The sequence below is a fragment of the Kibdelosporangium philippinense genome (assembly GCF_021390435.2).
Lineage (GTDB): Bacteria > Actinomycetota > Actinomycetes > Mycobacteriales > Pseudonocardiaceae > Kibdelosporangium > Kibdelosporangium philippinense.
Genome location: NZ_JAJVCN010000001.1, coordinates 560,437 through 586,427, shown reverse-complemented (window position 1 = coordinate 586,427; position 25,991 = coordinate 560,437). Strand labels below are relative to the sequence as shown.

The following is a 25,991-nucleotide window of genomic DNA, read 5'->3' as shown; positions in this document are numbered from 1 at the left end:
GATGGACTTCAAGCTCGAGCTGATCGCGGTCCCGGTGTCCGATGTCGACCGTGCCAAGGAGTTCTACGCGCAGGTCGGCTTTAGTGTCGATCATGACCACGTGGTCAGCGAGGACATCCGGTTCGTGCAGCTGACCCCGCCGGGTTCGGCGTGCTCGATCGCGATCGGCAAGGGCGTCACCGACGCGCAACCGGGCTCGGTCAAGGGCCTGCAGGTCGTGGTGACCGACATCGAAGCCGCACACAAGGTGCTGACCGAGCGCGGGATCGAGGACAGCGAGATCGCGGACATGCCGTGGGGGTCGTTCGTGTTCTTCGCCGACCCCGACGGCAATGCCTGGGCGGTGCAGCAGATCCAGCCGCGCTCACACGCGTAGCGCGGTGCGCCATGCCGCGGACGTGCCGAGACCCGTTGGCAACAGTGCCGACGGGTTCTGGCGGCGGCGTAGTTCGGCTTCCTTGTACCGGTCGGCTTTCTGGTGCCAGGCAAGAACTCCGGCCATCCAGTCCTTGAGCGTGTCGGCGTAGCTGGTGAGCATCGTGCGAGCTTCCTCGTCGAGCCCGTACTCCTCGAACAGCATCGGGAAGTCGTTGGCCAGGATGTGCTCGAACTGTTCCACCCGGGCGGTCATCAGGTCGGCCGTGATGTCACGGGCCTTCCACCGGTCCACGCCGAGGAACTGCTCGATCACCAAGACGATGTTGTGCAGCTCGCCTTCGAACTCGATCTCCTTCTGGTAGGAGAACAAGTCGTTGGTGAAACAGGCATAGTCCATCGCGGCCGTTTCGAGCTCACGGACGACGCGGGTCTGGTAGATCTCTTCGGGAATCACGTCCCAGTGCGGGATCCTGGCCAGCCCGATGGTCAGATCCGAGCCGAACGTGACCCGCCGCATCTCCACGTAGTCGACGGGATCCGGCACGCGGTTCTCGGCTTGGTTGAACATCTCCCACAGCCAACTGTCCAACATGGTCGAAACCGCCGCCCGCAGCTGCGCTCGCGCGGGTCCGGGCATGTCGGTGGCACTGCGCCGCCACAACTCGGCCAGGCCACGCTCGATCGCGCCCGCGGGCTCGGGAACCTCGCCCATATCCAATGGCATGAACAGTTTCAGCCGGTCGACGGCTGCCTTGGCACCGGTCAGGTTGCGCGGCGCGCCGTAGACGATCGGGAGGTAGTCGTCGGCATACGTACCCCAGGCTAGCCAGGCGGACGAGAGCTTCAGTTGCTCAAGATCCGCGTCAGGATGGATCCTGGCGGCGCAGTACGCGAGGTCGTTCATCGCCATCTCGCGCTCGCCCCACACGCCTTCGTCGTAGATACCCGTGTCGCGGCCCCATTCGATCAGGTACTGCGCCGCCGCGCCCTCGTGCGGGCTGACCTTGACCGGGTACGGCATGTAGAACTCTGGCAAGGGCAAGTGCCCGACCGGCCGGAACGGCGTGAACGAATGCTGCCGCGCCCGGACTTGCAGCCCGATCCGTCCTGGCGTGATGCCCGCCGTCCCCAGGCCGTTTGGTCCACCTAGGACAGTCGGCGTCTCGGTGACGGCTCCTTCGTTCATGTACCGGCTGGAGCGCATGTGCCACTCGTGCCCGCCGGACTGCCAGTCCTGCAATCCCTTGACGTACCCGGCGAACCGGGCCGCCTCATCCGGAAGTGCCTGCATGGCAAGGAAAACCGCGGGAACTTCGACCAGCGCGGTGTTCTCGAACTGCTGCACCCGGGAGGTCAGCAGGTCGTTGACCATCTCGGCGGCGTCCTGTGTCTCGATGTCGAAGAACTTCTCGAACACCAGGACGGCGTTGGAGTTCTCGCCTTCCTCCTGCACTTCCCGCTGGTAGGAGAACAAGTCGTTGCGCAGGTGCACCGCGTCGGAGAACGTGTCGGTGAGCACCTCGAACTGGCGAGTTCTGGCGAACCGGTCGGGCACCTCGGCGGCGGCCGCGTACTCGACCAGGTTGGCCGACCATGGCGCACCACCGACCCGGCGGCGCATCTGGATGTACTCGATCGGGTTGGCGATCCGGCCGATGTTGATGTTGTTGAGCTCCCACATCGACTCGACCATCAGGTTGTGGGTGCTGCGGATGAACCGTTCCCGCCAGTCGTTCGACATCGCGGGCACGGTCCGTGCCCACAGATCCTGCAACCCCGCCTCGGCCGGGTTCGACGGCTCGGGTGGGGTCTCGCCTTTCCTGGTCATGAACCGTTCGAGCTGATCGAGGTACGCCCTGGCACCGGTCAGGTCTCGCGAGTACTTGAAGTGTTCGAGGAAGTGGTCGTCGAAGAAGAACACCCAGACGTACCAGTCGGTAATCAGATCGAGTGTCGGGCCGTCACAGTCGGGATGGGTGTACGCGCACATCAGCGCGTAGTCCATCTTGGCGAGCGCCTCCTCGGTCCACACCACCCCGCCGTCCGGCTTCGGCGCGTCGAGCATTCCCATCCGCGCCGCCCACGCCATGCTGTGGGCCCGTGTGCTCTCCAAATGTGGGTTCAACCTGGCCGGGTACGGCATGTAGAAATCGGGCAAGGTGAATGCCTGCATGAACGCGCCCACTCCCATCGCGAGTCGACCAGCACCAGGTCCGACAGTGGCACCAGACGGCAGCACGGGGATACGGCCAGCCGGGCGGATGTGGCCGCACGAATGGCTGAATCCCAGCGTGCGCCTCGTGAGTGTTTTCGCCGGTTAGAACCGGCGAAAACACTCACGAGGAATGTGTCAGCACGTTGACGATGTGGCCGTCGGGATCGCGCACGAAGAACCGACGCACACCCCAAGGCTCATCACGGATGGCGTACACGATGTCGGCGCCCTGATCGGCGAAGGCCGCATGCACAGCATCCACATCGGACACTTCGATGGACATGTCCGGTTGCAGGCCGGACGGGTCCGCGTCGGTCAACAGGACCTGGGCGGTCGGGTCGCTCGGCGACGCGAGCCCGACCACCCACCCGTGGTTCATCACTTCCTTGAACCCCAACAAGCCGTAGAACTTCGCACTGGCACCGATATCGCCGCTCCGGACGTTGGGGACCACCCGTCGAATCGTCATGTCACGCAGGCTAGCGGCGGATCCCCAGTGTGCTCTTGGAAGGAAGGAGGCCCGACTGGGCGGCCGCCATCGTCACCGGCATCAGCAGCTCGGCCAGCCTGCCGGGATTGATCACCGACCACGGTGCCGCGGCGAGTTCGTCGGTACGCCGCTCAACCGCTCGCCTGCCCACCTTCCCTTGCTCGGTACCGTTTCCATCGACATCCACCCAGCCGCGATCCCGCAGCCTGCCTTGCGCGGCCGCCCATTGCTCCGGAGTCCAGCCCCGGCTCGCGAAGACCTCGACCGGAGCGGCGCCGATCGCGGCGAACGAGACCAGCGACTCGACCGGATCCAGGCCTGCCGCGAGCAGCGCTGCGATGTGGCCGTCGCCGCGGTGTTCCCGGACGATCGTTGCCGCGTGCCACAACGCGAGGTGCGGCTCCTCCGGCCACGCAAGCGACGCATTGGCAGCGGCCAGCGGACGACCGGCGGTGTTGGCCGCCAGTGCGACCTTCTTGGCCAGGTCAGCGGCTTCGGTCAGGTCCATGTTCCCCAACAGTCGACCGAGCGCACGATCCATCCCGCGGGTCCGTGCCGCGACCACATCCGCGGGCGACGCGACGTCCCAAGCCACATGTTCGGCGACCATGTCCGGGTTGAAGCTGTAGAACGTCGCCGATACAAGCGATGGGCTGGCCGGGCCTAACGGCGCTGACCTGAGCGGGAAGTACGTGGGCCAGCGCGTGTCCACCTCATATCCGAGTCTGGCCATCTCGTCGAAGACCTCGGGCGCGTAGTAGACGAGTGCGTGAATCGGTTCGAGCAAGTGCCACATCTGCCGCATGGAAACCTCCACTATCTATTTCCTGCCACGATAGGAGCACACGCCGCATCTTGTCAATGACAAGATTGGGAGTATCGTGACCCGCATGCCCTATCACCACGGCGACCTGCGCCGGGCTGTGCTCGACGCCGCGCTCGAAGTCATCGCGACCGACGGCCCCAGTGCGATCAGCCTCCGGGACCTCGCCCGCCGGGCAGGCGTGTCGCACGCCGCTCCCGCGCACCACTTCAAGGACAAGGCCGGGTTGCTGACGGCGATCGCGGTGGAGGGTAACGAGCTGCTGGCCGAATCGCTAGCGCAGGCCGCCGAAGGCGACCGCGACCGGTTGAAGGATCTCGGCGTACGATACGTGCGCTTCGCACTGGATCATCCCGGCCACTTCGAGGTGATGTACCGCCCGGATCTCTACCACCGCCACGCGCCCGAGCTGCTCGCCGCGCGAGAACAGACCGCCAAACTGTTGCGTGGCACCATCGAAGCGATGGGCGGTGACCAGAACGCCCGTGCCACACAGCTTGCCGCATGGTCGGCCGCGCACGGTTTCGCCACGCTCGCACTGGCAGGCAACTTGGACAAGACCATCGGTGAACAGGACCCGGCGGAGGTGTTCCGCACGGTCGCCGACGTCATGTTCGCTGGACATGGCACCATCGAGCGATGAACGATCTCGAGCAGTACCGGATCGGACTGACCGGTTACTGCTACCGGATGCTCGGCGCGGCAACGGAAGCCGAAGACGCGGTGCAAGAAACGTTCCTGCGCGCGTGGCGCAAGCAGGACCAGCGCCAAGGCCAGCTGAAATCCTGGCTGTACGCGATCGCCACGAACGTCTGCCTCGACATGCTGCGCAGCGCCCAGCGCAGGGTGATCGCGATGGACGTCGCCGAACCCTCCCGCGCGGGCACGGAATTCCCCGCACCCCTGCCGGAAAGTTCTTGGATACAGCCGATTCCGGACGCCCGCGTGCTCGATCCAGCCAATGTCGTGGCCGAGCGGGAAACCATCCGGCTGGCGTTCGTCGCCGCGCTGCAATACCTGCCACCCAAGCAACGCGCGGTGTTGATCCTGCGCGAAGTGTTGGTGTGGAAGGCAGACGAGGTCGCCGAACTGCTCGACACCAGCGTTGCTTCGGTGAACAGCGCGCTGCAGCGGGCACGTGCAACGATGGCGACGCGGCCGTCCGCGAAGCCGCTCGACGAGGACCAGCAGCAGCTGATCGAGCGGTACATGCAGGCCTTCACGCGCTACGACCTGGACACGCTTGTGACGTTGCTGCACGAGGACGCAACGTCGACCATGCCGCCGTTCACCTGGTGGATGCGTGGCCGCGACGAGCTCATGGCGGCTCTGCGCGGTGCCGGATCGGAGGCGATCTGCCAGATTTCCACGTTCGCACCGGCCGGATTCGCCAACGGCGCGCCCGTGTACGGCCAGTACCTCGAAGGCAAGCCGTTCTCGCTGCAGGTCTTCGAGGTCTCCGGCGGGCTGATCACGAACACCACGACATACCTGCAGGCCGGGCACCTTTTTCCGCTTTTCGGGCTGCCGGTCGATGAGTTTTCCGACGCCCAGTCGTCCTAGGTTGTACAACTCTGACGAAGGGACTCCTGTGGCCGACTACGTGACCGTGAACGGCGTTCGCTCCTGGTACGACGTGCGTGGCGAAGGTGAACCGCTCGTGCTGCTGCACGGCGGTTTCTCCGACTCGCGTGACTTCGACGGGAACCTGCTGACCTTGACCGGTTTCAGGGTCTACCTGCTGGACCGGCGTGGCCACGGGCACACGCCGGACGTCGAAGGCCCGGTCACCTCGGAGATGCTGACCGATGACGTGGCCGCGTTCATCGAGCAGGTTGTGGGTGAACCCGCGCACGTGGCCGGATACAGCTCCGGCGGCCTGGTCGCGCTGGGGTTGGCGGTGCGGCGGCCGGACCTGATCCGCAAGCTCGTGTTGGTGTGCACGGCATACAGCGCGGACGGCTGGATCCACACGCCTGACCCAGACGCCGAATTCCCGCCGCAACTGGTCGACCGCTACGCCGAGGTCTCACCCGACGGCCGCGACCACTTTCCTGCGGTGGTGAGGAAGTTCGCCGAAATGGAAGCCCTCGAGTCCCTCGACCCGACCCGCGTGACGAACCCGACGCTGATTCTCGCGGCCGACGACGACATCGTCCACCTCAGGCACCTCGTGGAGATGTACGAAGCAATCCCCAAGGCACAGCTGGGTATCGTGCCCGCGACGTCACACCTGTTGTTCTGGGAGCGCCCCGAGCGGGTCACCCGGATGGTCGAGGAGTTCCTGACGACGGAACCCGCCCCGATGCTGCCCCTGCGACGGGCGGGCGGATCTCTGACTCTGCAACAGCAATAGCCGCCCGTACGGAGGCGGCGACGGCCCGGGACGACGAGCGCTCGGGCCACCCGACCGCGATCGTCGAAATTGGACCGTCCACAACATACACAGCAACCAGGTCACCGCGCAGGCCGATCCGCGCCGATTCGGGCAGTACGGCGATCACCCGGCCGATGGCGATGAGCTGCATCAGTTGCGCGGCATCACGAACCTCCGGTCCGGTCCCGGTCATGCCGGGCCAGCGCGGCAGGAGTTCACCCTCCAGATCCGCCATCCACAGGCGATCCCGGTCAGCGTACCGATGTCCGGCAGGCAAGATCGCGACCGCGCCTTCGACCCGTAGCTGCTCGATGTCAAACCCGGACGTGTCGTCATAGGGCAGGTGCAGTACGGCGACATCGGCCCGGCCGTCGCGCAGAATCTGCGCCTGCTCACCGATTCCGCATACCAGCAGTTCCGCTGGAAGGGCGTCCGGCTCGGTGGCGTGTCTGTCCAAAATGTCCTGCAGCATACCGCCGCCACTGCCCGGTTTCATGACCAGCACCAGCTTCGGCTCAGCGACACGCTGGGTCCGCCGAGCCGCCGCAGCGACCGCGTCCAGGGCTTTGCCGGCTTCGTGCAGCAGAACGTCACCGGCTTCGGTGAGCAAAACCTTGCGGCTGGTACGCTCGAACAGCTCCACGCCAAGCCGTTGTTCAAGCTGACGGATCGCACGTGACAACGGCGGCTGGGCGATCCTGAGCCGGTCGGCCGCCCTGCTGAAGTGCAACTCCTCGGCGACCGCGACGAAGTAGGCCAGCTCGCGCGTCTCCAGTCAATCCATGCCCGTCAGCGTATCGCTTGCACCCGCAGCACAGAGGCTTGGAAGAACACGTCGTTCCATGGAGCGCACATCGTGCGGTAGGTCGCGGCTTCTTCTTCGCCACGGAAGATCGCGACGAGCGCGGCGATCAACGCGTCGAGATGCCTGCCGGACGGATCGATGGCACTGCCGGTCGCAACGAGTTCCTCATCCCTGCGCAATTTGACGGTCCGTAGCAGATCGCGCTCGGTCACCACGCCGTGCAGCATTTCAGACATCGTACGGAAGTAGTGCGCATCCGGGTTCTCCCGCGCGCCCAGAGCGTCGAGCCGGTCGCAATAGCGGTGTACCGTCTGCCAATCTCCGTGCATGACTAAGCCCTGGCAGGCGAAACTCAATCCGAGACCGTAGTAGTGGCGAGGTCCGAGCACGTCCCCGGTCGGCACAACGGAATCCAGCAGCTGTTCCAGTGCCGAGCACAGCGCGACGATCTGATCCCGGTCGAGCATCAGCAAGGCGTCGCGGATCGTGAAGCAGTACCACCGCGGGTTCTCCGGGTCGTTCTGCCTTGCCTGGTCGAGCAGTTCGAGGTTCCGGCCGGGTTTGTCCTTGGCTCGCACCACATCGGACCGGTAGCCGTCGTGCCCGAACTCGAGGTCGAGGCCGACGAGACCGACCGCTGTGTCCGGGTTTCCGGTGATCACGGGATACTCGTGGACGGGACCGCGGAACCTGATCTGGCTGTCGGTCCGGAAGATCCGAGGGATGCTGTCGTCGAAGACGCCCGTGTCCACCTCCAGAATCCTGGGCGCATACACCAGGTTCGTCGACGGATCGCCGAGGGACTCCAGGCAGGCGGGCAGCTCGTCGGCGGTGCGCTCGGTGAGCCATTCGTCGGCGTCGATGAAAACAATCCACCCCGGCGCCACGGAATCGATGGCGAAATTCCGGGCCGCCGAAAACGAGCCCGGCCACGGCAGGTGCAGCAACCGGACATCGGCATACCCGGTCACGATGTCCACAGTATTGTCGGTCGAGCCGGTGTCCACTACCAGGACATCGAAACCACGGCCCACGACACTGTCCAAGCAGCGCGCGATACAGCGCTCTTCATCCTTGGCCAGAATGGCGATACTGATCGTGTTTTCCGGTTGACTTCCGGTATGTTTCGGAATGACGCCCTCATAATAGACCCGGCGCACCCAGCGACTGGACATCACACTCCTTTTCCGGCAAAGCGGGCCGTGGGGCCAGAACGCCTGGCACCCACGACCGGACATATCGGCTCAGTGCGTACAGGCTTCCGAGACGCCCTGGTAGTACCACGCGTTACAGGCGAACCAGTAGGTGTCGAACTTGTAGCAGAGGATATGCGGAACCGGGTTGTACGAGCCGATGTAGACGAACTTCCGGGTGGTCCCGTCACACCCCTTGTAGTGGGTGTACTTGACCATGTCGGGCCCCGGACAGTCAGCCGCGATGCTTGCTTCGGACGCACTGGGAGCGGCCGCGTTCGCCACCCCAGCCGTCGCGGCGAAGAACGACGCACCGGCGAAGAGCGCGGCCGCTACCGCACCCATCTTCCGGCCAATCGACCTGGCCGGTTTCTTCGATTGCGAGGTCGCCGAGATCGAGGTTTCCAGATTGTCGAGGAAAGCAGACTTCTGCGCGTTAATCGTGCACCTCCGTGCGGGTTTTTCGACCAACCACGACTCACGCTAGGGATCGATCCAGAACGCGGCAAGCGGCTTCAAGCTCGCGTTAAACCGGCGTTTCGCAAATTGACCAATCGATACCGCTAGGGTATCGCCGGGCACCGACACGGTCATGGTGTTACGGAAAACCGGTGGTGAGCTGGACACATGACGGAGAACAAGATCGTTTTGGTGACCGGGGCCAACAAGGGCATCGGTTACGAGATCGCGGCCCAGCTCAAGACACTGGGCGCGACCGTGATCATCGGTGCCCGCGACGACCGGCGCCGCGAAGAAGCCGCCAAAGCCCTAGGCGTCGAGTCGGTCGCGCTCGACGTGACGGACGCGACGACCGTGGAGAAAGCGGCCGCGTGGATCGACGAACACTTCGGGAGGTTGGACGCGCTCGTGAACAACGCCGGAATCACCGGTGGATGGGGCCAGGAACCGAGCAAGGTCGCGCCCGAGCTGATCCGCAAGGTCTTCGACACCAACTCCTTCGGCGTGATCACGGTGACGAACGCGATGCTGCCCCTGCTCAGGAAGTCGGCGGCGGCGCGGATCGTCAACATGTCCAGCGGAGTCGGTTCACTGGCACAGCAGCAGAACGATGGGATCTACACCGGCCTGCCACCCGCGGCGGCCTACCCGGTCTCGAAGACGGCACTCAACAGCTTGACTGTCCAGTACACCAAGGACCTGAGCAAAGCGGGCATTCTGGTCAACGCCGTCTGCCCCCGGCTTCTGCGCGACCGACCTCAACGACCATCAAGGACACCGCACGGCCGCCCAAGGCGCGGCGATCGCGGTGAAGCTCGCGACGCTCGAAGCCGACGTCTCGACCGGCGGCTATTTCAACGACGAAGGCCCGTTGCCCTGGTAGGGCTAACCTGGAGCACGTGAAGAGGATCGATCTGGGGGAAGTGCCGTACCTCGACGCGATCGAGGACATGCGGACCTGGGTGGAGCAGCGGCAGAACGGCCTGATCGAGGACCGTCTCGTCCTGCTGACCCATCCCCCGGTCATCACCTACGGCGCCCGGACGCCACCCGCCGAACTGCCGAAACACGGTGATATCCCGGTCATCCCGGTGGATCGTGGCGGGCAGGCGACCTATCACGGGCCCGGCCAGCTGATCGGCTACCTGATCATCGACCTGAACCGGCGTGGCCCAGGCGACATCGTGCGGTGGCTGGAAAACGTCCTTATCGCCGCGTTGGATTCGCTGGGTTTCACGATGATCCGCCGTGACACGCCACCGGGCGGGCAGAGCCTTGTCGGTGTGTGGACGCCCGACCACCGGAAGATCGGGTCGATCGGGATGCGCATCCGCAGAGGCGTGACCAGTCACGGATTCGCGCTCAACATCACCTCGGACCTGACTGTGTACGACTCGTTCACGGCATGCGGATTGCCTGACGTACCAATGACGTCGTTGGCCGAACTGACCGACGACGTTCCGTCGGAGGAGCAGGTCCGAAACGCCGTCTGGAAGCATTTGACCCCAACGGATGCCTGTTTGGGCGGGTGATAATGGCCTGACGCGCCATAGTTTGGCTATGTGCCGCCCGATCGTCCGGCCCTGACCGCGGAGCCCGTCGCCGGTCGAGGGATTGCTTGCGTTGCAGCAATGGCGGGAAACGCGGCGGTGTCACGAATGATGGCGAGCCCGGTCCCGGTCACGATCGCACCGCCGAGTTCCCCCGAATTCCTTGCCCTGGTTGAAGAAATCGAAGCCCGCCGGGCCGCGATCGAAGCACACAGCACGGCACAGGCCGAGCAGATCCGGGCAAGCGCGGATGCTCTGAAGCAGCGTTTCCGTACGAACACAGACGCCAAGGCGATGGCCGTCGAACAAGCCCACGCAGCCGCTCTCGGGGTCGTTCAACAGCACGCGTCCACCGCCCAAGAGACCATCCAAGGCAACCTAGATGCCGAGCTGGCCCGGGTGGACGCGGCAGCGGAAGCCGAACTGCTGCGCCTCGACGGCGTTATCGAAGATAAGCATGGCGCAGTCACCCGGCACGCTGAGGACAAAGCCACGCTGGCCACGACCGCGGGCGACGAGCAAGCGCAGCGAGCCACCGAAGGCACAACCGAACGCACCACACGCGTCAACGAGATAGCCAACGCCAAGATCGAGCGATACCGCACACACGAGCAGGCCGAAGAAATCCGGGACACCGTCGAGTCGGCGAAACGTGACGTGCTCGCTGAACTGAACCGCACCGGCACGGCCGTGGCCAGCAGCGTCCGCACCAAGTCCACCGAGCTCGGCGCGCACTTCCGGAAGGAAGCCGCCCAGACGGATTTCGAGCAGCCACGCAGCGACGCCCGCACCCAGATCTTGGAAAACCGCGACCGCACCAAGGACACCCTGCGCGAGATCGCGGCCAACGCGACCGCCCGGATCACCGCGGAAGCCAGCCAGCTCAGCACCTCGCTGCAGGAGCAATCCACGCAGCGCAGCCAGGACGTCCGCGCGCAGGCGGCATTGTTCGACACATTGATCGACGAGTCCGTGGCGACCACGATCACCCAGCTCGCCGAGCCAGCCGAAGCCCTGGCCAACGACCTCGCCAGCTTCGCGCAGGACAACCAGGATGCCGCCTGCTATCAGCCATTCGTCGAGGAGGCCCGCACCGAACTGCTGGCCGCGGCGGACTCGCGCCAAGCCTAGATCGACGAGCTGGCAACACAATTGCTCGGCAGCCTGGACGAGACGACCAATGACGCCGAAACCATGGTCAACGACCACACCGACACGTTGATCAGTGCCGTTCAGCAAGCTGGCAACGACTTCGGTGGACCGATCAGCGAGATCATGCAGAACACCGCCCAGGAGATGCACAACGCGACCGACGAGGGCGCGCACAGCATGGGCGTGGTCACCGACGAGGTCGGTCGTGAGCTCGACTGGGTCATCGAGGACCTGGATTCACGGTGGGACGAAAGGCTTTCCGAGCACACCCAGGAGTTGCGCGACGAGGTCGACAACACACTGGTCGACGAAGACCGTGCGGTGCAACGGTTCTCCGACGACATCGACGTCAGCGTCGACCGCATCGTCGAGGAGAGCAGCTTCTTCGACTCGGTCTGGAACTTCTGCGCCGGACTGGTCGAAGGGATCTGGGACGGCTTCGTCGGGCTGCTCAAGGGAATCTGGGAGGCAGTCAAGACACCGCTGTTCTGGATCGTGGTCGCGGTCGTTGTCGTCGTCATCGCGATCGCCGTGATCGTGCTGGTGATCAAGGGCGCGGCAGCACTGCTGGCAATCGCCGCGGTGCTGACGTTCGTCGGCAAGGTTCTGCTGGTCATCGGCGTGATCGCCGGGACGATCGCGGCGATCTACTTCCTGTACCTGGCGATCACCCGGCCCGACCTGACGTGGCGGCAACGCGGTCAGCTCGTCGGCCGCGCGATCTTCGAGGCCGTGCTGGCGTACGCCGGAACCGGGATTCTGGCGCGGCTCAAGGTGTTCGCTCAGCTCGGCAGGTTCCGCGCGCTGGTGGCCAGGGTCGGCAACCTGATGCTGGTGATCCGGCTGGTGGACAAGGTGCCGGACCTTGAGAAGATCGCCCGGCTGCTCGACCTTGCCGAAGCCGCGCACGTGCTGCGCGTGCTGGACAAGGTCTCGGACGCGGAACTCGCGATCGTCCTGCTCGGCAAGGTCCGCAACGTGGACGAGCTACTTGTGTTGGTGGACAAGCGTTCCGACGCGGCCGCGCTTGCCCGGCTGCCCCTACTGATCGACGCGTTCGACCAACGGCTGCTGCTCAGGATCGCCCCAGAGGTCGACTTCCATGAGCTGTTCTTGTTCCTGGACCAGCAGGAAACCGCCGCCGCACGCCAGATCATCACCCAGTACGCCGACGCGGGCAGCTGGGACCGACTCCGCCGATTCCTGCGTGGCACAACGCAAGCAGCCGAAACCGAGGGTTACGCCGCAGCAGGCGCTGGCGACATCATCGTGGACAACCAGACGCTGTCGGCCGTGCGCGCCATGCTCGGCGGCGTGGACTACAGCGCGCTTCAGCCGATCGAACAGCGCATGATCCAGCAGCTGTTCGCCCACCTCGGACAGCCACTCGACGCGACCGGCACGATCGTCCCGCCAAATCACGCCGCGATCGAGGGAATCATGGGCCGCCTGCGTGCCCCGGCCACGGTCATGGGCGAAACCGGCGTCAACGCGGTACACAAGCCCCTTGGCGGCGCGGCCGCTGACCTCGGCGCGGTCGAACGTCCGGCAGGGCTTGCCGTCGACATCGACCGCAACAGCGCCGCGTACCGCCAGGTCCTTGCCGATCTGGAAAGCCCGCCGAACAGGCCGTGGACACCGTCGAGCACGACCACACCGACCCCAGTGGGCAAGACGGAAGGAATCAGAGACCGCACAGTCGTGGCCGACGCCCTGTTCGCCCAGGTGGAGGGCGGTGGCGTTGCTCGGTTCATGACCGCGGACGGCGCGGTGTTCGAGCGGCTCGCGGGCTGGGCTGTGTCGGTCAACCCGCCGGTCGCCGGAGCCGGGAGCGTCGCGACCAGGCTGGCACGGGCAAACCCGAACGGGTTCGAGATAATGCTCAACGGCCGCAGGTTGCTCGTGATCCCGGTAGGACTGTGAACATGCCCTCTGCGTACTTCGTCGCCGAACTGGACTGCCCGGTCTGTGGCACGCGGTCCGCGGCGGACGAGTCCATCGAGCTGACGACTCCGCTGGTGGACGGCGGATTCTGGACCATCGGCGAGAGCGACCCGGACTTCACCTGGCGCACGATCCGCGTGTACTACCCGATCCTGCGTGAACCGGCGGACGACGAGCCTGTCCAACTGCTCGAAACGTGGGTTTGTCAGTCATGCGGGTCCACGAACTGGGCGCGGATCACCTTCGAGGACACCGTGATCAAGCAGATCGCGGCCGTGCCCCTTGACGTGCTCACGGTCAGCACCGCGCACGCCATCAGCGAAGACGTCGGCCGGCCGTATCAGGAGATCACCGGCGAGGAGCTGTTCCCCAGCGGCAACATCCGGATCGACTTCCGCGAGCGCCTCCTGGCCGCCCTGCAACGCTAAGTCACGCCGCCTCCAGCAGGGCTTGTCCAGACGGTGTCAGTCTCGCTGGTTCTCGTTCTGATCCGGTGATCAGGCCCGCCTGGGTCAGCCGCATCGCGGCGAACTGGTCGCAGCAGCTCAGACCATCGATGCGCAGGCACACGCCGGAGATCTCACACCGGCCCGCGGCGACGGCTCGCAGCACGGCCCGGTCCCTGAAGCTGATCGTGGTGGTCATTTCTCGCTCCCTCTCTCGTCTCTACCTATTCGTCGAAGCAGGGCCACCCGGATCGACATGCCAATCGACATCACTGTGACGAAAAAGAGGCGCGAAGGATCCCACGAATACAGGATTCACACTACGTGCGCGAAGAAATACCCTCGGTCGATGGTGACCTTCCGTTCGGTGCTCGCCGTTCGCGAGTTCCGGGCCATTTGGCTCGCCGAGTTGCTGTCGCAAGCCGGGGACCAATTGGCCCGGGTGGCGCTGTCGGTCCTGGTTTACCAACGGACCAACTCGGCCGCGCTGACCGGGCTGACGTTCGCGCTGACGTACCTGCCGACGATGCTCGGCGGAATCCTGCTGTCCGGCCTCGGCGACCGGTTCCCGCGCCGCACGGTCCTGGTCGTCTCGGACATCGTGCGCGCCGCACTCGTTGGCCTGATGGCGATACCGGGCACTCCACTGTGGCTGCTGTGCATCCTGTTAACAGCTGTGGTGATGGCCAACGGCCCGTTCAAAGCAGCCCAACTGGCTCTGCTGCCCGATGTGCTCGACGAGAAGCGTTACGTCGTAGGTCTCGCGGTTCGCAACGTGACCGTGCAGTCGTCTCAGGTCGCAGGGTTCGCGGGTGGCGGTCTGCTGGTCAGTTTGCTCGATCCGTATCTTGCGTTGGGTTTGGACGCTGTCACCTTTGCCTTGTCCGCGTTGATCATTCGTTACGGGGTGCGCTGGCGGCCTGCGACCCGAGCCTCGAAGGACCCCGTGCGTGTCACCGCGTTCGGTCTGGTGTGGCGTGATCCTCGGCTTCGGCTGATCGCGTTGATCTCGTGGCTGTCCTTGTTCTACATCGCGCCCGAAAGCCTGGCTGCGCCGTATGCCGCCGAACTCGGGCTCGGCGCGCTCGCGGTCGGCCTGATCATGGCGAGCCATCCGGTCGGCAGCATCATCGGCGCGTACGTGTACACGCGGTTTGTCAGCGCAGAGAACCGGCTACGCACGCTCGGCCTGATGGGCATCCTTGCCGGGATCCCACTGCTGTTCGGCGCGTTCCAGCCCAACCTGGCCAGTTCCATGATCCTTTTCGGACTGACGGGCGCGTTCAGCACGGCCTACACGCTCCAATGTGCCGCAACCGCGACACGGTTACTGCCGGACAGCGTGCGTGCACAAGGAATCGGCCTGTTGGCCACCGCAGCCCTTACCGCCCAAGGGATCGGGGCGTTGCTCGCTGGCGTATTGGCTGACTTGTCCGCTGCTTCCGCGGCGATCGCTCTGTCTGGCGCGGCCGGGGTCGTTGCCGCGATCCCGTTGACGTACGCCTGGGCTAAGCGGGGCCACGGACGTGATCAAGCATCCACGCTTCGGCTTCCGGGTAAACACCGGAACATGCCCACGGCTGACCACTGACGTCAAGCACAAGCAATTGATCACCCGGATCGAGCTGGGAAGCCAGAATGTCACGAACCTCGTCGAGGTGATAACCAGTGGACACCAGCCATACGTTCTCGGCCGGATGCCACCAGCGCCCTAAGGAAGAGATCATTCGGGCAAGGCCCGCGCCCGGCGCGTCCACCCCCACACGGGTGACCGAATAACAGATCAGCAGGGTGCCCACTGAATCCATCATTCCGTACTCGCACTGGTTTCGAGTCGTCCGACCGCGTGAATAAAACCCAGGTCCAGCGGGTATTCCAAGGTCTCAACGATGTGGGAGGCAGCATGTTAGCCATCATCGGTGCGGTTCTGTTCGGACTCGCCCTGATTCTCGATCTCGCTGACGCCAACCTTGGTGACACGGTCACCGCGAGCACCATCGTGACCGCCGGTCTGCTGTGTGTCGCTCTTCACCTGGCCGGCGTCGGTGCACGGGCCCGCACCGGAGGCGGTTGGAGCCTGCGCAGCCGTAGGTAATAACGCTGTGACGCCCCTCGTGCGCGAGTCGACCACGCACGAGGGGCGTTTCAAGAGCTAGCAGCCCCCGCAGTTGTAGTACGTGACGTCCCAGTGGTTCTGCTCGTAGTAGTAGATGTTGCCCGAGCCGGACTGCCACTTGTCGCCGCCGATGGGCGTGAAGGTGTTGCGCACGTAGTTGTTGATGCAGGTGTTCAGGCCGTAGTCCAGTTTGTAGCCGTTCCAGTGGCTGAACTCGCCGCTGGCGTGCCCGACCTCGGTGCCGCCGGTGACATTCAACGAGCATCCGCTGGCACTCTTGAGGGTTTCCGCGCCCTGGATCGTCGCGAGGTTGACCTGTTCAAGCGACGTGCAGCTGGGGTTGTCGCGGTCACTGCAGTTGCCGCTCGACGACCACGTGATTCCGGCATTCCGTAACCGCGTTGTGGCCTGTGCGTGGGTGAGTTTGGTGACTTGGATGGTGACGCTTTCCGCGTTCGCCGGGCTGAAGACCGGGTCGGATTCCTTTGTCTGCACGGAAGCTTGAGCGATACCCGCGCCGAAAATCAGCGCCGCGGCTGAAATGATCAGCGAGCGCCCCAGAATGTGCCGCATTCGATCTTGCTCCTTCGATTTCGGGCAGCCTCGAATACCGCCCGGGTCGCGAGCGGATGATCATGAATGGCTGCAAGGAGCGAGACTAATAGTTACTGACGAGATATCACAGACTGCTGGGACAAGTTTTCGTCGACAGCACAGGCCTTGCGCGTCCGCAGCTCACGAAGCGCCAGGCCCAATGCGGCAAGCGTGGCCAAGGCCGCGGTACCGAGGGCAAACGCCGCCCCAACGTCGACCCGGCCGTTGCCCGCGTTTGTTCCCGCGTGGTACATCGCCACCAGCAACGCTGCCCCGATGGCGGTCCCGATCCGTTGCCCTGTTTGCAAAGCACCGCCTGCCGCGCCGGCCATACTGGTCGGCACGTTCTCCAGGGTCAGCGTCACGTTCGGTGAAATCACCGCGCCACCACCGATCCCGGAGATCAGCAACGGAATCGTCAACCACCAGCCCACTTGGCCAGGCGGGCTGACCAAGGCAACAATGGCGCACGACACCAATCCAACGGACACCACGCTCAACGCGACGACGGTGATCCGGCGTCCCCATTTGGCCACCAACCGTCCCGAAACCCCCGCCGACACCGCGGAACCGATCGCGAACGACGTCACAACCAAACCGGATTGCAGTGCGGTGAAACCAAGTCCGGTCTGGAAGAACATCGCGAGGACCACGAAGATCCCGGAAAACCCGGCAAAGTAGACCGCGCCGAGCCCAGCACCCGATGCGAAACCCCGTGTGCTGGTGAACAAGCGCAGATCGAGCAGTGGCGCCCTGCCCTGCTCGACCGTCCGCTTCTCCCAGCGGATGAACAGATACCCGAGCACGACCGCGATCGGGAACAGCCACCACCACTTGCCGAGCTGGCCGCTTTCCACCTGGACCACCGGGAACAGCAACGAAACCACTGCCGCGCCGAGCAATGCGGCGCCGACGAAGTCGATCTCCGACCAGACGTGGATCTTGCGGCGTTCGGTCTTCGGCAACACGCGTGCGGCCAGGATGAGTGCGACGATGCCGATCGGGACATTCACATAGAACACCCAGCGCCACCCGGTTTCCGCGCCGAACGCGGCGATGATGAGCCCGCCGAGGATCGGGCCGACCGCGGTCGACACCCCGATCGTCGCGCCCATCAGCCCGAACGCCCGGCCTCGTTCGGCGCCGCTGAACATGCTCTGGATCAGCCCGGAACTCTGCGGCGTGAGCAATCCTGCCGACGCGCCCTGCAACAGCCGCGCGATGATCAGGAGTTCGATCGACTGGGCCGTGCCCGCGAGCGCGCTCGTGAGCACGAACGCGGCCAACGCGAGCAGGAAGATCCGCCTGCGGCCGAGCGCGTCACCGAGGCGTCCGCCCGCGACGAGCACGAGGCCGAACGTCAGCGCGTAGCCGGAGACGACCCATTGCACGGCACCCGCGTTGGCGTTCAGCCCGACTTGCATGGACGGCAGGGCGACGTTCACGATGCTGACGTCGAGCAAGGTCATGAACCCGACGCCCTGGGTCACCGTGAGCGCGCGCCACCGCCGCGGGTCCGGTTGTTCGCTGTTGGCCACCCACACATATTCGTCCTTGCCGGCGATCAGCGCATCAGGTCACGGTCTTCCCGTTGACCTTTGCGTTCGTATACGTCGGCTTCGTCGCGTTCTTCACCTTCGGGGTGGCGTTGGTGATCTTGGTGAACGTGCTGTTCGCGATGGACATCCCGGTGATCTTCGACTCGCTGAGCCCGTCGAGGCTCCACGCGTAGCTCGCGCCGTCGACCGTCATGTCCTCGACCGTGATGTCGCGGACAGCCGGGTTCACGATCGGCCCGAAACCCGGCCCGGTCAGGCTGTAGTTCAGCGTCACGCTGATCGCTTCCCGCTGCACGCCGCTTGCCTTGATCCGGCGAGCGTGCACGCCGTCGACCGTGCCGCCGCGGCGCTTGTTCGTCTTGATGTAGAGCACGTGGAACGCGCTGTAGGACGAGCCCTTCTTGATGGTGCAGTCCTCAAAGAACACATTGCGGACGCCACCGGACATTTCGCTGCCGACCGTCAACGCGCCCCAGCGGCCGAGGTGCGTGCAGTTCTGGATCACGATGTTCTCGGACGCCACGCCGACCCGGCGGCCGTCGGTGTCCCTTCCGGACTTCACCGCGACGCCGTCGTCACCGGTGTCGAACTGGCAGCCGGTGATGTGCACGTCGGAGCTGGATTCGGGGTCGCAGCCGTCGACCATGCCGCCTCTGCTGTAGAGCTTCACGTTGCGGACGGTCACGTTCCTGGCGAGGACCGGGTGGATCGTCCACATCGCCGGGTTGCGCAGGTGCACGCCCTCGACCAGCACGTTCTGGCACTCGTAGAGCTGGATCATGTTCGGCTTGAGGAAGTGGCCAGAGCCGAAGGTCCGGCTGGTGACCGGCATGTTGTCCACGGCCATCTGCTGCAGCCGGTCCCAGTCCGGGCCGCGTTCGTCGTCGTAGTCGAACCAGGGGCCGGACGGGCCTTGGCCGTCGATCGTGCCTGTCCCGGTGATCGCGACGTTGCGCTGGCCGCGGGCGTAGATGAACGGCGAGAAGTTCATGCACTCGATGCCCTGCCAGCGCGTGAACACCGTCGGGTAGTCCTTCGGATCGGTGCTGAACTTGACCGTGGCCCCGGCCGAGACGACCAGGTTGACGTTCGAGAGCAGGGTCACCGCGCCGGTCAGAAAGCTGCCTTGCGGTACGACGACCTTGCCGCCACCTGCCCGGTTGCAGGCCTGGACCGCCTTACGGAAGGCCTCGGTGTTCTTGGTCTCGCCGTCGCCCTTGGCGCCGTAGGCCGTGACGTCGAACGCGGCGTCCGGGAAGGTCGGCGGGACGATCCTGGCCAGGATCAGCGGCACCTGGTCCCATGGCGAGGCTGGAGCCGCTTCTGCCGTGCCCGGGAGCATCAGCCCGGCCGCGACCAGGCCGGTCATCTTGAGGAAGTCGCGACGCTCATTCGCCATGTCGGTCCCTTCGGATCACGCGGCGGAATGAAAACGTTTACATGCCTAGATGTACCCCCTGGGACGGTCACGGCGTCAAGCACAAAGGAGCGGTACGGCGTACCCCCAGACCGCCGTACCGCAGTCTGAGTACACCTGTCACCAGCTGTGATGTCCAGTAATCGTTTCCCCGACCGGTCCACCGATCTGCTTCTTCGCCAGGTAGAAGGCCGCTTCGTGGGGTTTGGCTCCGTTGTCCACGGTGTATGAACTCTCGAGCACTCCTTGAGCGCCGGGGAACATCGACACCAGTTCCGGCCGGGCGGCGACCAGGTCGTCTTGGTCGACCACGTTCACCCAGCGTTTGACCTGCGGCGGAACCGCTGGAGGCTGCGGCCGGAGCCGGTCGTAGACCACTGTGCGCAGACCAAGTGGCGAGCCGCAGGTGACGAGCAGCGGCAATGGGCGTTCCAGCTGGTGAGCGGCCTCGTAGGCGACCACGGAACCCAGCGAATGCGACACGACGACCTTGGTGTCCGCGTCGATCAGGCTCAGCACCCTCCGCTGGACCTCGGCGTGCACGTCCTCATCGGTCAGATACCGCGTGACCTGCCGCAACGCCTTCACAACCATCCGCTCAGCCAGCGCGACCCCGAACCGCGCGAACGGCTTCAGCCGAACCAGGCTGTTGACCACGGGCCTGAGAGCCGCGCGGACGCCCTGGGTCTCTCCGGTCTGGCCTTCGAGCTCACGCCGAGCCGTGACCCGGTCAGACTCGCGGCTGGCATCCTCAGCCGCGCGCTTCAGCCACTCCCGGCCGAGCTGCTCGGCGAACTCCTGCTCGGTCTCGTCGAGCTCCTCGGCGCCGCCCTGCTGGTCCTTGGCCAGGAACAGGTCGCCGTAGAACGCCATCCGGACGTCGATCTCCCTCGTCCGCCACAGCCGATCGGCGAGCTCGGGATATCCGGCGACCCGGACGCCGCCTGCCAGGCTGGGCAGCCACTCGGCCTCGAGGCCGTCCGCCGACTTCTGCTCCTGCGCGATCCCGTGGACGAGCACGACCTCCGCCATGCCCGTGAGGCTATCGTGACAACCGTGGGAGAACGTCGGGCGCTGGTGATCGCATCCCAGTGCGAGGGGCTGAACCTGTTGTCGTTTCTGCCCAACGCGGCCCGTGACGTCGCCGAAGTATTGCTGGATCCCTCGATTGGCGGTTGCGTACCGGCCCTGCCTGACACTCCGTTACTCGTCGACCCAACAGCCGCCGAACTGGATTCAGCAGTGACATCGGCCTTCGAACGTGCGTCGGAGGACGAAGCCACCCTGTTCATCGCCCTGGTAGGGCACGGCGAATACACCTTCGACGACTTCTACTTCCTGGTGAAAGACACTCCTCTCCCGCCAAACAGCCGCACGGCTTTCCTGCTGGCGCAGCGGATCCGTGAACTGCTCGGGCAGCATTCGCTGCTGGACGGCCTGGTGTTGCTGCTGGACACGTGCCACGCGGGAATCGCGGCCCAGCAGGCTGGCGACCGCTGGATCCAGATCGTCGGCCAGGCTGGACGCCGGTTCGAGGTGCTCACGGCGTCGGACGACCGCGCCGCGGCCAACGGCTGTTTCAGCAAGCAATTGGTCAACATCATGAGGTCCGGGCATGCCGAGCTGGGTGCCCGATTGCGCTGCCCTGACATGAAAGTGGCGTTGTCCGGGTTGTGCCCGTCGCAGACCGCGGTCCACTTGGCCTTCGACGGCAGACGTGAGATCACAGCAGGTGACGAAGGCCTGTGGCTGGCCAGGAACACATCTGACGCATGGCGTTCGTCGCAGGCCGCGGACAACCCAGCCGCCGACCTGATCGACACCCTGACCCGTGATTACGTTCCCCCGCAACAACTCCAGACCCTGGTCGGCCACCTGCTTATGGGAACACGGACCATCACAGTGGCCGGTTCGGACAAGTCCAGCCTGATCGCCGCCTTGGCCCGGCCGTCAGTTGCCCGTGCGGTCATCCCGCCTCAGCTGATGGACGCGGTGGTATTCGTGTCCGCAACGGACACAGTCGAACGGATAGCCACAGAACTGGCCCGTCAGCTCAGCAAGAACGTACCCGGCTTCGCCGACGCGGCCCGCACGTTCGAGTCGTCCGCCGATGAAGCTTCCTGGAACTTGGCTGACGCTTTCGAACGCGCCGTCGCCGGGCCACTGCGCGATTCCCAGCTCAAAGCCCGAATCGCGGTGGACGGCGTTGACGACCTGCCGACGGTTTCCCGAGACCGCCTCGTCCATGCCTTGCTAGCGCTGGAGAACGCCCAGATCGTGCTGGCGGTGGGAAGCCCGATCACGGCGGAGGCACAGATCTGGGTAGGCGCGCCGATCAAGCCCGATGTGCGGCCTACTGGCGACCCGGGCGGCACCAAATCATGGATCCCGCCGAACGAAGAACCGGATGAAGTGGAAGCCCCGCCCACCGACATCGGCCCGATCTCGCCACCTGAGCTGATGGACTTGGTGCGCGCCTGCGGAAAGGCCCCCGTCCCGACGTCGGTTCTGATCGAAGCGAGCGGACTCCCGGTGAGCGCGGTCCGAGATTTCGTGCTGCAGCAGAACAACATGCGCCGCTTGGACGCTGGCACATCACGCGAGACGGTCGCCATCACCGGCAGTCTCCCGCCCGGTAGTACTCAAGCACACTCGGCCATCGCCGACACGCTGATACGACTGGCGCCGCCCACTAACCGGGCTTCAGGCAGTCCCGAACAGGTCTACGCCGACGCCATGGCGGCCGTACACCTTTGGCACGCCAATCGCGTGATCGAAGTCCTGCAGTGCTTGGAACAGCGCGGTTCGAAGGTTCCTGCGGAAAACCATGCCATGTGGGAATTGTGGAGTAGCCGAATCGCAACCGCCATCGGCACTCACGCCAAGGTCGCGATCATCGCACAGGCCCGATATCTGACCTCGAAAGTGAAGATCGGCGACGCGGTAACAGCGTTGAGTTCATTCGAGACATTGCTTCCTACCGCCGAAAAGTCGTTGTCCGCCGACGACCCGGAGATCTTCAGCATCCGTAACAACATCGGTTACCTGCTCTTCGAACTGGACCGTCCAACCGAGTCGGAAGCCCACCTGCGCATGGTCATCGACCAAGCAACCCGTCTGCTCGGCCCACACCACCCGGAGACCTTGCACGCCCGCCACCTCCACGCCGTGGCAACCGGAAAGCTCGGCGACGGCACAGAATCCGCACGTTTGTCGCTGGAGTTGATCCCGGTTGCGGAAGCAGCACTGGGACCAGACAACGAAGTCACCATCAACTCCCGCCTGAACTACGATTTCTACACCTCGGAATCGGCGTACCCCCCCCCCGATGTTTTTCGACAACCGACGCCGACTCATCGAGTACGTGGCAGGGCTGAGGGATGATGACCCGCGCGCGGTGGAAGTCGGCGTCTTCCTCTACTGGAATGACGTGGCCGGTCTCCAGCCATTCATCGAACGGTCCAAACGCTTGTACGGTCGCGAAGACCACCGCGAAACGCTCAAAATCGAAGCGAGGGTGCGCGAACTCATGGGGTGACCAGTGAGCCTGCGGGTCGCGCTGCTGACGTATCGCGGTAAGAAGAATTGTGGCGGTCAAGGCGTCTACATAAGACACCTGAGCCGTGAGTTCGTGGCAATGGGCCATTACGTCGAGGTGATCAGCGGACCGCCCTATCCAGTGGTCGATCCCGGCGTCCACCTTGTCCGCGCACCCGCGCTCGACCTTTACGCGGAGCCAAACCCTTTCCGCACACCGAGTCTAGCGGAACTGCGCCGACTGCCAGACTGGATCGAGTTCGCAGGCATGCGTTCGGGCCGATTCACCGAACCACTGGCGTTTTCCTTGCGAGTCCGGCACTACCTCGCCACCCGAGATTTCGACGTCGTGCACGACAACCAAAGCCTCGGCTACGGCCTGCTGGGGCTAGGCAAGCCGGTGCTGGCAACCGTGCACCATCCAGTCGCGATCGACAGCGGCCTCAAACCAGGCTCGGAGCGCTGGTACTCCTTCACCCGAATGCAAAACCGAGTAGCCCGCCAATTGCCTTTGACACTAACAGTCTCCACCGCATCCCGCGACGAAATCGTTTCCCGGATGGGTGTTCGAGCCTCAGCCGTCCGAGTGACACCACTGAGCGCGGACACCATGTTCCGCCCGGGAAAACCCGTCCCAGGACGGATTGTGTGCGTCGCCAGCTCACACGACCCGATCAAAGGCCTCCGGTATCTTCTAGCCGCATTCAAAGAAGTCCGGAGAGACTGCGAACTCGTAGTGATAGGCCGCTCCGAACCAGCCCCTGGCGTCAAGTTCGTCTCCAATCTCCCGGACGAGGAGTACGCGGCGCTGATCGCCAGCGCGGAAATCCTGTGTGTCCCTTCCCTGTTCGAAGGCTTCTCGCTGCCCGCGGCCGAAGCAATGGCCTGCGGAGTCCCACTAGTGGCAACGACAGGAGGAGCCCTGCCGGAAGTGATCGGAGACGCCGGAATCCTCGTCCCACCAGCAAATGCGGCAGCCTTGACCCAAGCCATGACCGAACTGCTGGACAATCCCGCCCGCCGAGCCCAACTCGGCCAGCGAGGACTAGCCCGTGCCGGACAGTTGAGCTGGCGCAGAACAGCGGAAGAAACCGTCGCCTGCTACCAGGAGCTGCTCAGTTGCTGACCGTCCACTTCGGTCGTCTCCACATCAAGCCTGGAGATCAAGTGCTGGACCTAGGCTGTGGAGGCGGCCGACACGCCTTCGAGGCGGCGAAGAAAGGCGCACACGTAATCGCCTTGGACCTCAACGAAGCCGACCTCAAAGACGTCCGAGACATGTTCGCGGCGATGAAAGAAGTAGGAGAATCCACCGGCGCAACGGCAGCCGTGCGCGCAACCGGCCTAGCCCTCCCCTTCCCAGACGCAAGTTTTGACAGAGTAATAGCGGCCGAAATCCTTGAACACGTCCCCGACGACATCGGCATGATCGCCGAAACAGCGCGCGTCCTCAAACCAGGCGGAACAGTGGCGGTGACGGTCCCCCGATGGTGGCCAGAGCGGATCTGCTGGGCACTTTCCAAGGCCTATCACGAAGTCGAAGGCGGCCACGTCAGGATCTATCGCAAACGTCAACTCCTCCACCAACTACGAGAAGCCGGACTCGAACCCATCCAGACCCATCACGCCCATGCCTTGCATTCACCCTACTGGTGGCTGAAATGCGCGGTGGGAGTAGACAACGAGGCGGCGACAGTCCGCCTGTACCACCGCTTTCTCCTGTGGGACATCATCAAAGCACCCAAGCTGACCCGAGTACTGGAAAAGCTGCTGAACCCACTGCTCGGCAAAAGCCTGGTGATCTACGCGAGGAAGCCAGAATGACGTGGATAGCCTCGGTCCAAGAACCATCCGGCGCCATCCCCTGGTTTCCAGGCGGACAGCTAGATCCATGGAACCACATAGAAGCCGCAATGGGCCTAGACGTCGCAGGCCACCACACAGAAGCAGCAGCGGCCTACCGATGGCTCGCCAACACCCAAAACCCCGACGGCTCGTGGTACGCGGAATACCGCGACGGGCAAGTGACGGATCCGGCAAAAGATTCAAACTTCACGGCATACATAGCGGTCGGCGTCCTGCACCACGCCCTGAGCACGCGAGACTCGTCCTTCTTAAGAGAGCTGTGGCCGACGGTGGAAAAGGCCATCGAGTTCGTCCTCCTGTTGCGCTCTCCCGAAGGCGCCATCCAGTGGCGCGCCGCGCAGCCGTTCCCACCGCCGAACCATTTCCCCCTGCCATCGCCACCACCGAACCGCTCCTCATCAACACCGCTCCACCCCAACCACACCCCACCAACACCCCTCCAAGAGGCACCCCCACCTCCCCTCTTCCTCCTAACCGGCTGCTCCAGCATCCACCAGTCCTTGCTCTGCGCAGCCGCGATCGCCAAACGCGTCAACTCCCCACGCCCCCAATGGATTTCCGCCGCTGCCGACCTAGCCACCGTCATCCGCACTCGACCGGAACTGTTCGCGGCCAAGCCACACTCGATGGACTGGTACTACCCCATCCTCTGCGCAGCCATCACCGGATCCGAAGCGGCCCAAAGACTTTCCCGCGACTGGGACCGGTTCGTCGTCCCCGGCCTCGGAGTCCGATGCGTCTTCGATCAACCGTGGGTGACCGGCGGCGAAACCGCCGAGCTCGCGCTCACCCTTGCCCTACAAGGAGATGCGCGCGCCCGGCAGCTGTTGACCGATATCGAGGTACTCCGGCATTCAGACGGTTCTTATTGGACCGGTTACCAGTTCGCCAACCACGTCATCTGGCCGGAAGAGCGGACCACATGGACGGCGGGCGCCATCCTGCTCGCAACCGCTGCGCTGAGTGACGACCCCGCGGTAAATGCGACCTTCAAGCCCCTTTCCCTTCTCTCCCAAGGGAAAAACAGCTACCCGATCGAGTGATGCCACTCGAACACAGGTTCAACTATT

The 25,991-nt window shown here is 64.5% G+C and carries 26 protein-coding genes; 15 read left to right on the top strand and 11 right to left on the bottom strand.

The window, feature by feature from the left end:
• Position 1: 1 nt before the first annotated feature.
• Positions 2 to 376, top strand: coding sequence for a glyoxalase superfamily protein (locus LWC34_RS02770; RefSeq protein WP_233722824.1), 375 nt, complete (start codon positions 2 to 4; stop codon positions 374 to 376).
• Here the strand turns inward: LWC34_RS02770 and LWC34_RS02765 are convergent.
• The 3 genes from LWC34_RS02765 to LWC34_RS02755 all read right to left on the bottom strand — a co-directional run bounded on the left by LWC34_RS02765 (position 365) and on the right by LWC34_RS02755 (position 3,888).
• A complete protein-coding gene (locus LWC34_RS02765) occupies positions 365 to 2,551 on the bottom strand; it encodes a terpene synthase family protein (RefSeq protein ID WP_233722823.1) in 2,187 nt (728 codons plus the stop codon). The genes LWC34_RS02770 and LWC34_RS02765 overlap by 12 nt on opposite strands.
• A gap of 163 nt (positions 2,552 to 2,714) precedes the next feature.
• A complete protein-coding gene (locus LWC34_RS02760) occupies positions 2,715 to 3,062 on the bottom strand; it encodes a VOC family protein (RefSeq protein WP_233722822.1) in 348 nt (115 codons plus the stop codon).
• Positions 3,063 to 3,072: 10 nt separating this feature from the next.
• Complete coding sequence (locus LWC34_RS02755) at positions 3,073 to 3,888, bottom strand: SCO6745 family protein (RefSeq protein WP_233722821.1); 816 nt, start codon at positions 3,886 to 3,888, stop codon at positions 3,073 to 3,075.
• A gap of 85 nt (positions 3,889 to 3,973) precedes the next feature.
• Between LWC34_RS02755 and LWC34_RS02750 the strand changes: the two genes are divergently transcribed.
• From LWC34_RS02750 to LWC34_RS02740, 3 genes are read left to right on the top strand one after another with little or no spacing between them, the layout of a single operon-like run.
• A complete protein-coding gene (locus tag LWC34_RS02750) occupies positions 3,974 to 4,549 on the top strand; it encodes a TetR/AcrR family transcriptional regulator (RefSeq protein ID WP_233722820.1) in 576 nt (191 codons plus the stop codon).
• On the top strand, positions 4,546 to 5,469 hold the full coding sequence (locus LWC34_RS02745; protein ID WP_233722819.1) for a sigma-70 family RNA polymerase sigma factor: 924 nt from the start codon (positions 4,546 to 4,548) through the stop codon (positions 5,467 to 5,469). The genes LWC34_RS02750 and LWC34_RS02745 overlap by 4 nt, the downstream gene beginning before the upstream one ends.
• 28 nt (positions 5,470 to 5,497) lie before the next feature.
• Complete coding sequence (locus tag LWC34_RS02740; protein WP_233722818.1) at positions 5,498 to 6,262, top strand: alpha/beta fold hydrolase; 765 nt, start codon at positions 5,498 to 5,500, stop codon at positions 6,260 to 6,262.
• Here the strand turns inward: LWC34_RS02740 and LWC34_RS56590 are convergent.
• The 3 genes from LWC34_RS56590 to LWC34_RS02725 all read right to left on the bottom strand — a co-directional run bounded on the left by LWC34_RS56590 (position 6,168) and on the right by LWC34_RS02725 (position 8,626).
• Entirely contained in the window at positions 6,168 to 7,043 is an 876-nt protein-coding gene (locus tag LWC34_RS56590; protein WP_284051484.1) for a LysR family transcriptional regulator, read from the bottom strand. The two genes, LWC34_RS02740 and LWC34_RS56590, sit on opposite strands and share 95 nt — an antisense overlap.
• A 29-nt stretch (positions 7,044 to 7,072) precedes the next feature.
• Positions 7,073 to 8,263: a glycosyltransferase gene (locus LWC34_RS02730; RefSeq protein ID WP_233722817.1), complete on the bottom strand. Its 1,191-nt coding sequence runs from the start codon at positions 8,261 to 8,263 to the stop codon at positions 7,073 to 7,075.
• A gap of 69 nt (positions 8,264 to 8,332) precedes the next feature.
• Positions 8,333 to 8,626 (bottom strand): hypothetical protein, encoded by a 294-nt coding sequence (locus tag LWC34_RS02725; RefSeq protein WP_233722816.1) that lies wholly within the window; start codon positions 8,624 to 8,626, stop codon positions 8,333 to 8,335.
• 282 nt (positions 8,627 to 8,908) lie between these two features.
• Between LWC34_RS02725 and LWC34_RS02720 the strand changes: the two genes are divergently transcribed.
• From LWC34_RS02720 to LWC34_RS02700, 5 genes are all read left to right on the top strand, one after another.
• Positions 8,909 to 9,643, top strand: coding sequence for an SDR family NAD(P)-dependent oxidoreductase (locus LWC34_RS02720; protein WP_308199957.1), 735 nt, complete (start codon positions 8,909 to 8,911; stop codon positions 9,641 to 9,643).
• Positions 9,640 to 10,272 (top strand): lipoyl(octanoyl) transferase LipB, encoded by a 633-nt coding sequence (lipB, locus tag LWC34_RS02715; protein ID WP_233722815.1) that lies wholly within the window; start codon positions 9,640 to 9,642, stop codon positions 10,270 to 10,272. Before LWC34_RS02720 ends, lipB begins: the two co-directional genes overlap by 4 nt.
• A gap of 99 nt (positions 10,273 to 10,371) precedes the next feature.
• Entirely contained in the window at positions 10,372 to 11,421 is a 1,050-nt protein-coding gene (locus tag LWC34_RS02710; protein WP_233722814.1) for a coiled-coil domain-containing protein, read from the top strand.
• A 21-nt stretch (positions 11,422 to 11,442) separates the two neighbouring features.
• Positions 11,443 to 13,365: a hypothetical protein gene (locus LWC34_RS02705; protein WP_233722813.1), complete on the top strand. Its 1,923-nt coding sequence runs from the start codon at positions 11,443 to 11,445 to the stop codon at positions 13,363 to 13,365.
• Positions 13,366 to 13,367: 2 nt separating this feature from the next.
• Positions 13,368 to 13,814, top strand: a complete 447-nt coding sequence (locus LWC34_RS02700; RefSeq protein WP_233722812.1) for a hypothetical protein — start codon at positions 13,368 to 13,370, stop codon at positions 13,812 to 13,814.
• Position 13,815: 1 nt separating this feature from the next.
• Here LWC34_RS02700 and LWC34_RS02695 read toward each other — a convergent pair whose 3' ends face one another.
• Positions 13,816 to 14,031 (bottom strand): hypothetical protein, encoded by a 216-nt coding sequence (locus LWC34_RS02695; protein WP_233722811.1) that lies wholly within the window; start codon positions 14,029 to 14,031, stop codon positions 13,816 to 13,818.
• A gap of 150 nt (positions 14,032 to 14,181) precedes the next feature.
• Between LWC34_RS02695 and LWC34_RS02690 the strand changes: the two genes are divergently transcribed.
• Positions 14,182 to 15,423, top strand: a complete 1,242-nt coding sequence (locus LWC34_RS02690; protein WP_233722810.1) for an MFS transporter — start codon at positions 14,182 to 14,184, stop codon at positions 15,421 to 15,423.
• Between the two features lie 312 nt (positions 15,424 to 15,735).
• Positions 15,736 to 15,927, top strand: a complete 192-nt coding sequence (locus tag LWC34_RS02685) for a hypothetical protein (protein WP_233722809.1) — start codon at positions 15,736 to 15,738, stop codon at positions 15,925 to 15,927.
• A gap of 57 nt (positions 15,928 to 15,984) precedes the next feature.
• Here LWC34_RS02685 and LWC34_RS02680 read toward each other — a convergent pair whose 3' ends face one another.
• From LWC34_RS02680 to LWC34_RS02665, 4 genes are all read right to left on the bottom strand, one after another.
• A complete protein-coding gene (locus tag LWC34_RS02680; protein ID WP_233722808.1) occupies positions 15,985 to 16,521 on the bottom strand; it encodes a hypothetical protein in 537 nt (178 codons plus the stop codon).
• A 92-nt stretch (positions 16,522 to 16,613) separates the two neighbouring features.
• The gene (locus tag LWC34_RS02675) at positions 16,614 to 18,080 is read right to left on the bottom strand and encodes an MFS transporter (RefSeq protein ID WP_233722807.1); all 1,467 of its coding nucleotides are present in this window, start codon (positions 18,078 to 18,080) and stop codon (positions 16,614 to 16,616) included.
• Between the two features lie 34 nt (positions 18,081 to 18,114).
• A complete protein-coding gene (locus LWC34_RS02670) occupies positions 18,115 to 19,500 on the bottom strand; it encodes a glycoside hydrolase family 28 protein (RefSeq protein WP_233722806.1) in 1,386 nt (461 codons plus the stop codon).
• A gap of 138 nt (positions 19,501 to 19,638) precedes the next feature.
• Complete coding sequence (locus LWC34_RS02665; protein WP_233722805.1) at positions 19,639 to 20,550, bottom strand: hypothetical protein; 912 nt, start codon at positions 20,548 to 20,550, stop codon at positions 19,639 to 19,641.
• Positions 20,551 to 20,574: 24 nt separating this feature from the next.
• Between LWC34_RS02665 and LWC34_RS02660 the strand changes: the two genes are divergently transcribed.
• The 4 genes from LWC34_RS02660 (at position 20,575) to LWC34_RS02645 (ending at position 25,964) form a co-directional block, all read left to right on the top strand.
• Positions 20,575 to 22,902, top strand: a complete 2,328-nt coding sequence (locus LWC34_RS02660) for a tetratricopeptide repeat protein (protein ID WP_233722804.1) — start codon at positions 20,575 to 20,577, stop codon at positions 22,900 to 22,902.
• Positions 22,903 to 23,059: 157 nt separating this feature from the next.
• Positions 23,060 to 24,181: a glycosyltransferase family 4 protein gene (locus tag LWC34_RS02655; protein WP_233722803.1), complete on the top strand. Its 1,122-nt coding sequence runs from the start codon at positions 23,060 to 23,062 to the stop codon at positions 24,179 to 24,181.
• On the top strand, positions 24,175 to 24,879 hold the full coding sequence (locus tag LWC34_RS02650) for a class I SAM-dependent methyltransferase (RefSeq protein WP_233722802.1): 705 nt from the start codon (positions 24,175 to 24,177) through the stop codon (positions 24,877 to 24,879). The genes LWC34_RS02655 and LWC34_RS02650 overlap by 7 nt, the downstream gene beginning before the upstream one ends.
• Before the next feature lie 200 nt (positions 24,880 to 25,079).
• Positions 25,080 to 25,964, top strand: a complete 885-nt coding sequence (locus LWC34_RS02645; RefSeq protein WP_233722801.1) for a hypothetical protein — start codon at positions 25,080 to 25,082, stop codon at positions 25,962 to 25,964.
• Positions 25,965 to 25,991: the final 27 nt, after the last annotated feature.